The 13,382-nt window shown below is 74.6% G+C and carries 13 protein-coding genes; 7 read left to right on the top strand and 6 right to left on the bottom strand.

Going from position 1 to position 13,382, the window contains the following annotated elements; translation table 11 throughout:
- Both ACOJTC_RS15730 and ACOJTC_RS15725 read left to right on the top strand, forming a co-directional pair.
- The coding region (locus ACOJTC_RS15730) for a hypothetical protein (protein WP_420117437.1) at positions 1-502 on the top strand (502 nt) is incomplete at its 5' end.
- 111 nt (positions 503-613) lie between these two features.
- A complete protein-coding gene (locus ACOJTC_RS15725) occupies positions 614-2,893 on the top strand; it encodes an AAA family ATPase (protein ID WP_420117436.1) in 2,280 nt (759 codons plus the stop codon).
- Positions 2,894-3,070: 177 nt separating this feature from the next.
- Here ACOJTC_RS15725 and ACOJTC_RS15720 read toward each other — a convergent pair whose 3' ends face one another.
- From ACOJTC_RS15720 to ACOJTC_RS15700, 5 genes are all read right to left on the bottom strand, one after another.
- Positions 3,071-3,583, bottom strand: a complete 513-nt coding sequence (locus ACOJTC_RS15720; RefSeq protein WP_204924691.1) for a GNAT family N-acetyltransferase — start codon at positions 3,581-3,583, stop codon at positions 3,071-3,073.
- 133 nt (positions 3,584-3,716) lie between these two features.
- Positions 3,717-4,151, bottom strand: coding sequence for a DUF3263 domain-containing protein (locus tag ACOJTC_RS15715; protein ID WP_420117435.1), 435 nt, complete (start codon positions 4,149-4,151; stop codon positions 3,717-3,719).
- Between the two features lie 159 nt (positions 4,152-4,310).
- Positions 4,311-5,324, bottom strand: a complete 1,014-nt coding sequence (locus ACOJTC_RS15710; protein ID WP_204924690.1) for an ABC transporter permease — start codon at positions 5,322-5,324, stop codon at positions 4,311-4,313.
- Positions 5,321-6,331 carry an ABC transporter ATP-binding protein gene (locus ACOJTC_RS15705; RefSeq protein WP_420117434.1) on the bottom strand — a complete coding sequence of 337 codons (1,011 nt, stop codon included), beginning with the start codon at positions 6,329-6,331 and terminating at the stop codon, positions 5,321-5,323. The genes ACOJTC_RS15710 and ACOJTC_RS15705 overlap by 4 nt, the downstream gene beginning before the upstream one ends.
- A 118-nt stretch (positions 6,332-6,449) precedes the next feature.
- Complete coding sequence (locus tag ACOJTC_RS15700) at positions 6,450-7,235, bottom strand: DeoR/GlpR family DNA-binding transcription regulator (RefSeq protein ID WP_204924689.1); 786 nt, start codon at positions 7,233-7,235, stop codon at positions 6,450-6,452.
- Positions 7,236-7,432: 197 nt separating this feature from the next.
- Between ACOJTC_RS15700 and ACOJTC_RS15695 the strand changes: the two genes are divergently transcribed.
- From ACOJTC_RS15695 to nagA, 3 genes are read left to right on the top strand one after another with little or no spacing between them, the layout of a single operon-like run.
- Positions 7,433-8,362, top strand: coding sequence for an SIS domain-containing protein (locus tag ACOJTC_RS15695; RefSeq protein ID WP_204924688.1), 930 nt, complete (start codon positions 7,433-7,435; stop codon positions 8,360-8,362).
- Positions 8,359-9,297 (top strand): ROK family protein, encoded by a 939-nt coding sequence (locus tag ACOJTC_RS15690; RefSeq protein ID WP_420117433.1) that lies wholly within the window; start codon positions 8,359-8,361, stop codon positions 9,295-9,297. Before ACOJTC_RS15695 ends, ACOJTC_RS15690 begins: the two co-directional genes overlap by 4 nt.
- On the top strand, positions 9,294-10,403 hold the full coding sequence (gene nagA, locus ACOJTC_RS15685; protein WP_420117432.1) for an N-acetylglucosamine-6-phosphate deacetylase: 1,110 nt from the start codon (positions 9,294-9,296) through the stop codon (positions 10,401-10,403). Before ACOJTC_RS15690 ends, nagA begins: the two co-directional genes overlap by 4 nt.
- Positions 10,404-10,430: 27 nt before the next feature.
- On the opposite strand, the gene ACOJTC_RS15680 is transcribed toward nagA, so the two are convergent.
- Positions 10,431-11,639 carry a DUF4032 domain-containing protein gene (locus ACOJTC_RS15680; protein WP_357925983.1) on the bottom strand — a complete coding sequence of 403 codons (1,209 nt, stop codon included), beginning with the start codon at positions 11,637-11,639 and terminating at the stop codon, positions 10,431-10,433.
- A 144-nt stretch (positions 11,640-11,783) separates the two neighbouring features.
- Between ACOJTC_RS15680 and ACOJTC_RS15675 the strand changes: the two genes are divergently transcribed.
- Entirely contained in the window at positions 11,784-12,563 is a 780-nt protein-coding gene (locus ACOJTC_RS15675) for a phosphatase PAP2 family protein (protein WP_420117438.1), read from the top strand.
- Positions 12,564-12,572: 9 nt separating this feature from the next.
- On the top strand, positions 12,573-13,382 hold an 810-nt coding region (locus tag ACOJTC_RS15670; RefSeq protein ID WP_420117431.1), incomplete at its 3' end, for an APC family permease.

Genomic DNA, 13,382 nt, shown 5'->3' with positions numbered 1-13,382 from the left:
GGCCGGCCCGGCGCCGGCCGCCACCGGGCCGGCGCGCCCCGGGCCGGCGCCCGCCACGCCGGCGGCTGGCGAACTGGCCCGGACCGGGCCCGGGTGGGCCGGGCCGGTGCCCGACCCCGACGGCGACCCGGTGGAGGAGGTGGCCGAGGCCGTCCGCCGGGTGGTGGCCGCCCGCCCCGGCCTGACCGTGGTGCTGCGCGTCGAGTACGCCGGACGTACGTATCCGCTGCGGATCGAGCAGGCGCAACCCGTGGCCCGCAACGAGCGGCCGGGCGTCGGGGCACGCACCGAGCGACCGGAGAACGGGGTACGCAACGAGCGGTCCGACGTCGTGGCGCGGGCGGGTGTCGACCCGTCGGCCACCCCGCCGCCGGCCTGGCCGCTGGCCGACCGGACGCCACAGGCGTGGACCCCGGCCCGGGAGATGCCTGGTGTCGATCCGGCGGCCCGGCTCGCCGAGTTGATCCGGCGGGACCCGACGCTGCTCGACAACGACACCTGACGGTACGACCGGGCGCGGCACCCCGCTTCCGGGCCGACCAGCCGGCTGGCCTGGGCGGTCGTACCGGATGACCGCCGGGCGTCGGCGGCGGCGGGCGGCTACTGTCGGGCGATGCCCGCACCGGATCTGACCCTGACCGCCAGCCTGCGCCCGGCCGCGCTGGACGCCCGACGTGGCATCGTCCGGCTGCACCCGGAGGTGCTCACCGCCCTGGCCCTGCGCCCGGGGGACCCGGTACGGCTGGCCGGCAGGCGGGTCACCGCCGGGATCGTCGCGCCCGCCGAGCCGACCGCCAGCGCCGCCCTGCTCTATGCCGACGACCTGACGTTGGGCAATCTCGGGCTGCGCGACGGCGGGCAGGTGACGGTCGGTCCCGCCCCGGTGACCCCGGCCCGCCGGGTGACCCTGGCCGGTCCGGTGTCGGTGCTCGCCGCGGTGTCCCCGGAGATGCTCCGGCTCGCTCTGCTCGGCAAGGTCGTCAGCGAGGGCGACAACGTCTCGCTGCTCCCCCAGGACGTGCTCCCCGACGCCTCGGTACGCGGTCTGGTCGAGGCCGCCCGCCGCAGCCTCGCCAACACCGTCGGGTACGCCTGGACGAGCACCCTGCTGACCGTGGTCGCCGCCGACCCGCAGACCGGTGGCCTGGTCACCATGGACACCGTGGTCGGTTGGGAGCACGGCCAGGTCACCCACGGTTCGTCCGGCCCGACCGGCCCCGGGCGGGGCTCGACCGGCCGTACCGGGACGGCTCCGGCCGGCAGCCCGACGGGCCCGACCGGGGAGGCCGGCGGGGCCGGGGAGGCCGGCGGGGCCGGGCACGACGACGACGTGCCGCACGTGGACGAGCTGCCCGGTCTGCGGGCGCAGGCCGAGGAGCTGACCGAGCTGCTGGACCTCGGCTTCCACCACCGCGAGGTGCTGGGGCGGCTGGGTACCACGGTCTCTCTCGGTGTGCTGCTCAGCGGGCCGGCCGGCTCGGGCAAGTCGGCGCTGGTGCGGGCGGTGGCCAAGACGGTCGGGGCCCGGGTACGCCCGCTGTGGGCGCCGGAACTCGCCGCGTTGACCAACGACGCGGCGGCCCGACGGCTACGCGACACCGTCGCCGAGCTGGCCTCGGGCGGGCCGGCCGTGCTGCTGGTCACCGACGTGGAGGCGCTGGCCCCGGCCGAGGACGCCGGGCCGCTGGCCACCGTGTTCCGGCAGGTGCTCGCCGGTGCCGTCCGGTCGGGTACGGCGGTGGTGTGCACCACCTCGCGCCCCGAGTCGGTCGATCCGGGGTTGCGCGCGCCGGATCTGCTGTCGCTGCGGATCTCGGTGCCGCTGCCCGACCCGGCGTTGCGTCGGGAACAGTTGACCGTGCTGACCCGGCAGGTGCCGCTGGCCGAGGACGTCCGGCTCGACGAGGTGGCGGGCCGTACCCCCGGGTTCGTCGCCGCCGACCTGGCCGCGCTGGTCCGCGAGGCCGGGGTGCGGGCGGCGCTGCGGCAGAAGACGGCGCAGACGCCGACGGTGGCGATGGCCGACTTCACGGCGGCGCTGGAGGTGGTCCGGCCGACCACCATGGCGGCGTCCACGCTGGAGCTGGCGACGGTCACCCTGGACGACGTCGGCGGCCTCGGCGAGGTGAAGCAGACCCTCACCGAGTCGGTGCTCTGGCCGCTGACCTACCCGGACACCTTCGCCCGGCTGGGGGTGCAGCCGCCCCGGGGGGTGCTGCTCTACGGGCCGCCCGGGTGCGGCAAGACCTACCTGGTGACCGCCCTGGCCGGGACCGGACGGGCGAACGTGCTGTCGGTGAAGGGTGCCGAGCTGCTGTCCAAGTGGGTGGGTGAGAGCGAGCGGGCCGTGCGGGAGCTGTTCCGCCGGGCCCGCGAGGCCGCACCGACGCTGGTCTTCCTCGACGAGATGGACGCGCTGGCCCCGGTACGCGGACAGGCCACCGACGGCGGTACGACCGACCGGGTGGTGGCCGCCCTGCTGACCGAGCTGGACGGGGTGGAGGCGCTGCGCAACGTGGTGGTGATCGGGGCGACCAACCGGCCGGACCTGGTCGACCCGGCCCTGCTGCGTCCCGGCCGGCTGGAACGGCTGGTGTACGTGCCGCCGCCGGACGGCCCGGCCCGCGCGGAGATCCTGCGGGCCGCGTCCCGCGCCGTGCCGCTCGCCGAGGATGTCGACCTGGCGGCGCTCGGCGAGGAGTTGACCGGCTTCTCGGCGGCGGACTGTGCGGCGCTGGTGCGGGAGGCGGCGCTGGCCGCGATGCGGGAGTCGCTGTCGGCCGCCACGGTCACCGCCGCGCACGTCGCCACCGCCCGGGACCGCGTGCGCCCCTCCCTGGACCCCGGGCAGGTCGCCTGGCTGGCCGCCTACGCCGACAAGCACACAGGCTGAGCCTGCTGGTGCAGCCGGGGGTGCTGCGTCGGCCGGTCCGGGCGTGTCGTCGGGGCGGGTGGATGTAGCGGTGAGCGGTATGCCTGAGCGGCATAAATATGACAGGTAGTCATATCACTCGCTGCGGGCATCTCGACCGTCGGCGACACGCCGCCCGCGCGGTGGCCGACGAGGGGGTCAGCCGTCGGCGGGGGGCGTCGCGTCGAGCGAGATCTCCGCGTACACCTTGTGGTCGTCTTCACGGAGCTTGGCGCCGCAGTTGCGCAGCACCGCGACGGCCCCCAGGTTGTCCGGGGTGGTATCAGCGACGACGGAGTGCATGCCGGCCGCCGCCGCGGCGTTGAGCAGTTGCCGCAGGGCCGCCGCGCCGAGGCCCTGGCCCCGGGCCGACCGGCCGAGCCACATCCCGGTTTCCACCACCCCCGGGGCGTCGCAGCGGGTCATCCGGATCATGCCGACCACCTCGCCGCCGGCACACACGGCGAACATCAGGGTGCGGGTCGGGCCGTCCAGCCCGCCGAAGCTGGCCCGGTGGAAGTCACGGAAGGCCTCCCGGCGGGCGAGCGACCAGCCGGCGGGGGCGTCGACCGGGGGCATGACGTCACTCGGCTCCGCCTCGGCCGCCGCTACGGAGAGCAACGATTCCAGGTTCGCCTCGTCCACCGGCTCCAGCCGTACCGTACCTGCCACGTGCCGCAGTCTGCCGCCCGCGCCGGCCATCGTCCACCCTTTTGGCCGGTGACTGGCGGTCCGGTCGGAGGTATCGGCCGGTCGTCCCACCGGAGCTGGGAACCTCACGCTCCGCTGTCAGCGTGGGCAGGGCTCAGCGGCGGCGGTTGCGGGCGCGGGAGGCGCGCAGCCGGCGCAGCCGGCCGATCAGCAGCGGCTCGGCGACCAGCGCGGCCGGGCGGTCCAGCAGGGCGTTGAGCAACTGGTAGTAGCGGGTCGCGGACAGTCCGAAGGTGTCCCGGATGGCCTGCTCCTTGGCCCCGGCGTGCCGCCACCACTGCTGTTCGAAGGCGAGGATCGACCGCTCCCGCTCGGTCAGCTCGTCGCCGCCGGCCGTCGCCCGCGCACCGGCCGACCCGGCCGCCGGCCCGGACCGGGGCGACGGTACGTCGGCGTCGGGGGGTGTGTACGCGTCGTCCTCCGGGGCCGGCGGGGGCGACGGCACCGGGGGCGGCGCGGACCGGACGTCGGCGGGCGGTGGGGGGTCGGCGGGGGGCACGGGCGGCATGGCGTCGGTGGGCGGCGGCACGGCGCTCCTCGGCAGGGTGGACGACCGGGCGTACCGGCCGGGGAAACCCAGCTTAACCAGGGTGGGCGACGCTTCCGGACGACGGACGGGCCCGGCTCGACACGTGGTCGACCCGGGCCCGTCGCCCTCGGGTGCCGCCCGAACCGGGCGGCACCCCGATCAGGTGATGTCCCGCCGGCGCATCATCCAGAACGCGGCGACCATCACCACGGCGGTGCCGATGCCGAACACCAGCGCCGAGTCCTGCCAGGTCACCAGCAGCTCCTTGGGCGTGCACTCGCCCTGGACGAGTTCGCAGGAGCGGTAGTCGACGAGCGCCCACTGCTTCTGGAACCAGGCCAGCGCATAGGTGGACAGCACCCACCGGTCACCGAACCGGACCTCGGCGATCGTCGTGGCGATCCGGATGCCGATCTCACTGATCACCCCGGCCCCCACGGCCACCCCGAGTGCCATCGCCGTGTGCCGGCCCAGGGACGCCAGGGCGAAGGCCACCGCACCGGCGGCGAGGATCATCGCCAGCGCCCGCAGGCCGCTGATCCCGGCGGACTGCCACACCCCGGAGGTGACCTTCTCGGTGGTCCCCCGGAAGGTGGCGATCAGCCAGAAGGCCAGGGTCCACAACGCCCCGAGCACCACGGTCACCCCGGTCAGCGTGGTGAGCACGGCGGCCAGTTTGGTGCCGAGCACGGTGAGCCGTTTCGGCCGCCACAGCAGCAGGTTCATCATCCCGCCGGTGCTCCACTCGGCGCCCACGAACGAGGCGCCGATCAGGAAGCCGAACAACGCCACCGCCCCGGCGAAGATGGCGATGAAGTTGCCGAACTCGGCCCGGAAGTCGAACTGGTAGGGCAGGTTCCACTTCGGGTCGAACATCTCGGCGGTGGGCTTCCAGTCCCGGCCGCAGTTCGGGCCGTACCGCTCGTCGGTCTGCTCGCCGCGTGCCTTGGCCGCGTCGCACTCGGCGATCGACCGCTCCCACTCCCGGACGGCGTCCCGGAAGTTCGCGTCCGACTCCGCCTGCGCCTGGGCGATCACGGCCGGTGAGAGCTTGTGGCTGGAGAAGGTGAAGGCGGTGACGATGCCGGCCAGGCCGAGGACGAGCAGGACCAGCATGACCCGGGTGAGCCGGCGCTTGGCCAGCCGACGCAGTTCGGTGACGTACAGGCTCATGCGCCCCACCCTCCCGTGGTGCCGGCGGTGTGGCCCGGCTCGCCGATCTTGGCGGACTGGTCGACCTGGCGGTGCTGACCGGGGACCGGAGCGGTGGCGGTGATCTCCAGGAAGACGCTCTCCAGGTCCACCGCGACCGGGGCCAGTTCGCTGACGTACAGGTGTTGTTCGGCGAGCAGCCGGCTGACCGCGGCCGGCTTGTCCACTCCGGCCAGCATCAGGTGGTCCGGGTGGCGGGTGACCGCGACGCCGGCCCGGCCGAGTAGTTCGGCGGCGGCGGCGAGGTCCTCGGCGGCGTCCAGCCGCACCCGTACGCCGCCGTGCGAGTGCTGGGCCAGCACCTGCTCCACCGGACCGGCGGCGACCCGGCGGCCCAGCGAGATGATGGTGACCTCGTCGCAGATGAGCTGGATCTCGCCGAGAATGTGGCTGGAGAGCACAACGGTCATCCCGGATTCGGCGAGGGTGCGCATCAGGGTGCGCATCTCCCGGATGCCGCCCGGGTCGAGACCGTTTGCCGGCTCGTCGAGGATCAGCAGTTTGGGGTTCTGGAGCAGGGCGGAGGCGACAGCGAGCCGCTGCTTCATGCCGAGCGAGTACGTCTTGACCCGCTCGCCGGCCCGGTCCCGCAGCCCCACCAGTTCGAGCACCTCGTCGACCCGTACGGCGGGGACGTCGCCGGCCCCGGCCAGCAGGGACAGGGTGTCCCGGGCGGAGAAGTGCGGGAAGAACTGCGGGCTCTCCACGATCGCGCCGACCTGACCGGCGACGGTGGGCAGTGCGCCGGGCACCTCGTGGCCGAGGATGGCCATCCGCCCGCCGTCGGGCTGGATCAGCCCGAGCAGGGTACGCAGGGTGGTGGTCTTGCCCGACCCGTTGGGGCCGAGGAAGCCGTGCACCTGACCGGCCTCCACCCGCATGTCGAAGCCGTCCAGCGCGTTGCGGACCCCACGCCGGCGACTCTTGTACGTCTTACGTAGACCTTCGATCTCCAGGACAGCCGACAAGCTGCGCCTCCCCCGATGGTGGCTGATGACAGCGGTCACCATACTCGGTATACCCGCCAGGGCAATACCCGGTATGCATCGGCGCTCAATTACTACCGACGGTGTATCAACGGGTCACTCAGGCGCAGATGACGGCCACTCCGGCGGCGCGGAACGCATCGACGAGTTCCGGGGCCGCCCCGGAGTCGGTCACCAGGGTCTCCACCCGCTCCACGGGGCAGATCCGGGCGAACGCGTGACCGCCCAGCTTGGACGAGTCCGCGATGATCACCACCCGCTTGGCCCGCGCCACCATCAGGTTGTTCATCGCCGCCTCACCCTCGTGGTGGGCGGCGGCACCCAACTGGGGATCGAGCGCGTCCACGCCCAACAGGGCGACGTCCAGGGTGACCTCGCGCAGCAGCGCCCCACCCAGCGGCCCGACCAGCTCGAACGACTTCGGTCGCACCACACCCCCGGCGACCACCACCTTCATCCGGGAGCGCACCAGCAGCTCGTTGGCGATGTTCAGGGCATTGGTGACCACGGTGAGCTGGGCACCCTCGGCACTGGTGTTCAGGTCGGGGCGGACGGCCAGGGCGCGGGCCACCTCGGTGCTGGTGGTGCCGCCGTTGAGGCCGACCACGGTGCCGGGCGAGACGAGCGCGGCGGCGGCCGCCCCGATCCGCTGCTTCTCAGCCGAGTGCTTGGCCGTCTTGTAACGCAGCGGCAGGTCGTACGAGACGCCGTTGGCGACCGCCCCACCCCGGGTCCGGGTGATCATCTGCTGCTGGGCGAGCTGGTCGAAGTCGCGCCGGATGGTCGCCTGGGAGACGTCCAGCCGCTCGGCGGCCTCCTCGACGCTGACCCGACCACTGTCGGTGAGCATTTCGAGCAGAGCGTTCCACCTGGCGTACCGGTCCACGGGGGGCCTCCGACTCTGCACGAAGGGTGATCGAATGCGTGCACAGTAGTGCGCGAAACTCGCAGTGCGCAAAACCCCCGACTGCGCGATCCGGGGGCAGGTTGCCACGCGCACCTCGTTTCGCGCAGAATAGCGCGCGAAAGACGGTGGTAATGAGCCGTATTGCGCACCTCCCTCCCCTGTGCGAGGAGTTCCCCATGGCGTACGTCGACGCGGAGATCGCCAGCCAGCCCGACTGCTGGCGGGAGGCGGCCCGACTCGCCGGCACCGTCGCCAGCGCCCTCCCCCGCCCCGGCGAGCGGGTCGCCGTCGTCGGCTGCGGCACCTCGTGGTTCATGGCCATGGCGTACGCCGGGCTGCGCGAACGGGCCGGCCACGGCGAGACCGACGCCTTCCAGGCCAGCGAGTTCCCCGCCGAGCGCCGCTACGACCGGCTGATCGCGGTCACCCGCTCCGGCACCACCACCGAGGTGCTCGACCTGCTCGCCGCGCTGCGCGGCCGGACCCCCACCACCGTCCTGGTCGGCGACCCCGGGTCGCCCGCCGTCACGCTGGCCGACACGGCCGTGCCGATGCCCTTCGCCGACGAGCGTTCCGTGGTGCAGACCCGGTTCGCCACCACCGCCCTGGCTCTGCTGCGCGCCCACCTCGGCGACAACGTCGAGGCGCTGGCCGCCGACGCCGAGGTCGCCGTCCGCGCCCCGCTGCCGCTCGACCCGGCCCGCATCGACCAGGCCACCTTCCTCGGTCGCGGCTGGACGGTCGGGCTGGCCCAGGAGGCCGCGCTGAAGTGCCGCGAGGCGGCCACCTTCTGGGCCGAGGCGTACCCGGCGATGGACTACCGGCACGGCCCCATCTCGATCGCCGGCCCCGGCCGGCTGGTCTGGGCGTTCGGGGAGCTGCCCGAGGGCCTGCCGGAGGACGTGGCGGCCACCGGGGCGGCGTTCGTGCACAGCCGGCACCACGGCTGCCACACCGTGCTCGGCAGTTGGGCGGCCGGCCGGACCCCGGTCGACCCGATGGCCGACCTGATCCTCGCCCAACGCTTCGCGGTGGCCCTGGCGACCAGCCGGGGGCTGGACCCGGACGCGCCCCGGCACCTGACCCGCTCCGTGGTGCTGGCATGACCGACGGGCCGACGGGCGACGACCGGGTCGTCGTCGCGCTGGACGTCGGCGGCACCGGCATGAAGTGCGCCCTGGTCCGCCCCGACGGCAGTGTGCTGCACGCCGAACGGCATCCGACCGACGCCGGACGCGGCCCGGACGCCGTGGTGGAGACCGTCCTCGCCGTCGCCGAAGGGCTGGCCGACCGGGCCCGCGCCGCCGGGTCGACCCCGGTGGCCTGCGGCGTCGCCGTGCCCGGGGTGGTCGACGAGGCCGCCGGGGTGGCGGTCTGGTCGGCCAACGTCGGCTTCCGGGACGTACCGCTGCGGGAGCTGGTGGGGGCGCGGCTCGGGCTGCCGGCGGCGCTCGGCCACGACGTGCGGGTGGGCGGGATCGCCGAGGCCCGGCTCGGTGCCGGCCGGGACGCCCGGCACGTGCTCTTCGTCGCGATCGGCACCGGCATCGCCGCCGCGCACGTGGTCGCCGGGTCGGCCGCCGTCGGCGCGCACGGTGCGGCCGGCGAGATCGGCCACATCCTGGTACGCCCCGACGGCCCGCGCTGCGGCTGCGGCCGGCCCGGCTGCCTGGAGGCCGTCTCGTCGGCCTCGGCCGTGGCCCGCCGCTACGCCGAACTGGCCGGGGTGACGGCGAGCGCGGCCGACGTGGCCGGGCGGGCGGCGGCCGGTGAGGAACTGGCCGGGCGGGTGTGGCGGGAGGCAGTCGAGGCGCTCGCCGACGGGCTCGCCACCGGGCAGGCGCTCTACGACGTCGACACCATGGTCATCGGCGGCGGCCTGGCGCGGGCCGGCGGGCAACTGCTCGACCCGCTCCGCGCGGCCCTGCACGAACGGATGACCTTCCATCGGGAGCCGCGCCTGGTCGCGGCGGCCCTCGGCGACGAGGCCGGCTGCCTCGGTGCCGCCCTGCTCGCCCTCGACAGTCTGGAGAGACGATGACCCAGCGGGTGACCGGCAAGGTGGTGACCCCGACCGGCGTGATCCGGCAGGGGTGCGTGGAGCTGGACGGCGAGCGGATCACCGCCGTCGCCGAGTACCCGGCCAAGCGCGACGGGCACTGGATCGTGCCGGGGTTCGTGGACATGCACACCCACGGCGGGGGCGGGCACACCTTCACCACCGGTGACGCCGACGCCGCCCGCGCCGCCGCCGCGTTCCACCGGCGGCACGGCACCACCACCCTGCTGGCCAGCCTGGTCAGCTCGCCGTTCGAGCTGATGCGCACGGCGACCGCCGCGTTCGCGCCGCTGGTCCGCGAGGGGGTACTGGCCGGCGTCCACTTCGAGGGGCCGTACCTGTCGGCGGCCCGGTGCGGCGCGCAGAACCCGGAGTTCCTCCGCGACCCGTCCACCGACGAGCTGGGCCGGCTCGTCGCCGAGGGCGGCGGGGCGGTCCGCATGGTCACCCTGGCCCCCGAGCGCCCCGGCGCATTGGACGCCATCAAGCTGCTCACCTCGCACGGGGTGGTCGCCGCCGTCGGCCACACCGACGCCACCTGGGAGCAGACCCGGGCCGCCGTCTCGGCCGGGGCGAGCGTCGGCACCCACCTGTTCAACGGGATGCGCCCGCTGCACCACCGCGAACCGGGCCCGGTGGTGGCCCTGCTGGAGGCCCCGAACGTGGTCTGCGAGCTGGTCGCCGACGGGGTGCACCTGCACGACGGGATGCTCACCTTCGCCGCCTCCGTGGCCGGCCCGGAGCGGATCGCCCTGGTCACCGACGCGATGGCCGCCGCCGGGATGCCCGACGGCGAGTACGAGCTGGGCGGCCAGCCGGTCGCCGTGGCCGACGGGGTGGCCCGGCTGGCCCGGGACGGGGCGATCGCCGGCAGCACCCTCACCATGGACGCGGCGCTGCGGCACGCCGTCACCGCCGGCATCCCGATCACCGACGCGGTACGCATGGTCGCCACCACCCCGGCCCGCGCCATCGGCCTCGGCGACCGGGTCGGCGCGCTCCAGACGGGCCGCCGTGCGGACCTGGTGGTGCTCGACGACGAGCTGACCGTGGTCAGGGTGATGCGCGCCGGCACCTGGCTCGACTGACCCCGCTCGCACGCGGGGGCGGGCAGGTCAGACGGTGGGGACCTCGACGCCCAGGACGGCCTGCTCGTCGGGGCGGTGCACCAGCACGTCGGCCAGGTAGGACTGCACCGCCGGACCCATCCCCACGTCCCGGCCGGCCCGCTCGGAGAGCAGCCACTTGTGCTCGATGATCTGCGCGAAGATCTCCTGCGGTTCCAGCTTGTGCCGCAGGTGGGCGGGGACGGCCCGGACGACCGGCTCGAAGACCTCGGTCAGCCAGCGGTGGGCCGCCTGCTGCTCGTCGGTCAGGTCGCTCTCCACCCGGTAGGCGTCCAGGTCGTTGAGCAGCCGGCGGGCCTGGTTCTCCTCGGCGTCCAGGCCGGTGAGCCGGATCAGCCGCCGGGTGTGGTAGCCGGCGTCGACGACCTTCGGGCGGACCAGGTACCGCCCGTCGTCGACCGTCGACAGGGCCACCTCGGCCACGTCGAAGCCGAGGTCGTTGAGCCGGCGGATGCGGCGCTCGATGTCGTGCCGCGCCTCCCGTTCGACCTGCTGCTCGTAGGTGATCTCGTGCCAGAGCCGTTCGTAGCGCTGCACGACCTCCTCGCAGACCACCTCCGGGTCGATCGACTCGTGCAGCAGCCCGGCCGCCTGGAGGTCCAGCGCCTCACCGAAGATGTTGACCCGGGCGATCTCCAGGTCCTCACCGCGCTGCCCGTTGGACAGCGAACGGTGCAGCGCGCCGGTCTCGGCGTCGACCAGATAGGCGGCGAACGCCCCGGCGTCCCGCCGGAACAGGGTGTTCGACAGCGAGCAGTCGCCCCAGAAGAAGCCGGTCAGGTGCATCCGCACCAGCAGCACGGCGAGGGCGTCGAGCAGCCGGCCCATCGTCTCCGGACGCAGCGTGCGGGAGAACAGCGCCCGGTAGGGCAGCGAGAACTGGAGGTGCCTGGTGATCAGCACCGGGTCCAGCGGGGTGCCGTCGTCGGCCTGCCGGTCGGCCACGATCGCGATCGCCTCCACCGACGGAAAGTCGATCCGTTCCAGCGCTCGCAGCAGGTCGTACTCGCGTTCGGCGACCCGTTCCCCGGTCTCCTTGACCGCGTACACGTAGTCGCCGAGGCGGACGAACCGGACGATGTGCCGGGAGATGCCCTGCGGCAGCGCCACCAGGTGCCGGGCGGGCCACTGCGTAAGCGGCGTCGACCAGGGAAGGTCGAGCAGCGCCGGGTCGACGAGGGCCGAGGTGATCCGCACGGGGACAAGTGTGCCGGGTGTCCCCCGTCCGACGCTTCCCTTCGTGGTTCGGCACACATCGACCCGGGCCGTGCCACCACGGCCCCCCGGGCCGGCCGGTAGCGTGATCGCGTGCGGGAGCGAACCACGACGGTACGCGGCGGGGTGCGGCTCAGACCGGTCCGCCCGGCCGGCTGGTGGCCGGACCTGCTGCTGCTCACCGCCCTGGTCGCGCTGACCGGGGCGCTCGCCACCGACCACCTGTTCGGCGTCGACCGGGCGGTCGCCGACTGGGCCGAGGCGCACCGGCCGACCGCCGCCTACTGGGTCGCCCGGGTGCTCAACCTGCTCGGCCAGGGCACCCCGTTGACGCTGCTCGCCGCCGCCCTGGGGGTGCTGCTGGCCGTCCGGCTCCGCTCGGTGCGCCCGGTGCTGCCGCCGGTGGTCGCCTTCGTGCTCACCTATCTGACCATCGGCCCGCTCAAGGTGTGGACGGCCCGCCCGGCCCCGAGCGCCAGCATGAAGGAGCCGTTCCTGTCGCCGGAGCAGACCCTGCCGCTGTTCCAGCACGACCTGCCGGTCCGCTACGCCCAGTCGTACCCGTCGGGGCACGTGGCCAACGCGATCGTCTGGTACGGCGTGCTCGCCCTGCTGCTCGTCCCGCTGCTGCGGACCCTCGGCCGGCGGATGCCACCCCGGCTGGCCACCGCCGTGCGGGTGGTGCCGCCGCTGGTGGTCCTGTGCACCACCACCTACCTGGGCTGGCACTGGCTTACCGACTCGGTGGCCGGGCTGCTGCTGGGGCTGCTGCTGGACCGGCTGCTGCACCGGATCCCCTGGGACGACCTGCCGCTACCGGCCCGGCTACGCGGCTGGGACCGCCCGTTCACCGCCGACCCGGGCCGGTCGCCCGATCGAGGCCGCCCGTTCACCTCCGCCCCGTAACCTGCCGTGGTGGATCGACTGCGGCGGCGGCTGGGCGTACCCGACGCGGTGGTGGTCGGGCTCGGGGCGATGCTCGGCGCGGGCGTGTTCGTGGTCTTCGCCCCGGCCGCCGCGGCGGCCGGCGGCACCGGGCTGCTGGTGGCGCTGGCGCTGGCCGGGTTCGTCGCGTACTGCAACGCGACCAGCTCGGCCCGGCTGGCCGCCCGCTACCCGGAGTCCGGCGGCACGTACGTCTACGGCCGGGAACGCCTCGGCCCGTTCGCCGGGTTCCTCGCCGGCTGGGGTTTCGTGGTCGGCAAGACGGCGAGCTGCGCGGCGATGGCGCTGACCATCGGGGCGTACCTGTGGCCGGGGCAGGCCCGGCTGGTCGCGGTCGGCGCGGTGCTCGCGGTGACCGGGGTGAACCTGCGCGGCGTCACCCGCACGGTCGCCGCCACGAAGGTGCTGGTGGTCGTGGTGCTGGCGGTGCTGGCCCTGGTCGCCGTGACCGGGCTGACCGCCGGGGAGGTGCGGCTCGACCGGCTCGCCGAGGGCGGCGGTACGGCCCGGGGTGTGCTCACCGCCGCCGGGCTGCTCTTCTTCGCCTTCGCCGGGTACGCCCGGATCGCCACCCTCGGCGAGGAGGTCCGCGACCCGGCCCGCACGATCCCCCGCGCGGTGCCGCTGGCCCTCGGGGTGGTGCTGGCGGTCTACCTGCTCCTCGCGGTGGTCGCCGTCGGCGTGCTCGGCCCCGACCGGCGGGCCGCCTCCGCCGCGCCCCTGGCCGCCGTGGTGACCGTCGGGGGGCTGCCCGGCCTGGCCTGGGTGGGCCGGGCCGGG

The organism is Micromonospora sp., from assembly GCF_048594385.1.
GTDB lineage: Bacteria > Actinomycetota > Actinomycetes > Mycobacteriales > Micromonosporaceae > Micromonospora > Micromonospora wenchangensis.
Note: the sequence above shows the minus strand (reverse complement) of the source record. Positions and strands in the feature narration are given on the sequence as shown.

Bases quoted from the DNA above. Each gene is read 5' to 3' on its own strand.
- ACOJTC_RS15725 (WP_420117436.1), top strand. From the start codon at position 614: ATGCCCGCACCGGATCTGACCCTGACCGCCAGCCTGCGCCCGGCCGCG.
- ACOJTC_RS15710 (WP_204924690.1), bottom strand. From the start codon at position 5,324: ATGAGCCTGTACGTCACCGAACTGCGTCGGCTGGCCAAGCGCCGGCTC.
- ACOJTC_RS15695 (WP_204924688.1), top strand. From the start codon at position 7,433: ATGGCGTACGTCGACGCGGAGATCGCCAGCCAGCCCGACTGCTGGCGG.
- ACOJTC_RS15690 (WP_420117433.1), top strand. From the start codon at position 8,359: ATGACCGACGGGCCGACGGGCGACGACCGGGTCGTCGTCGCGCTGGAC.
- nagA (WP_420117432.1), top strand. From the start codon at position 9,294: ATGACCCAGCGGGTGACCGGCAAGGTGGTGACCCCGACCGGCGTGATC.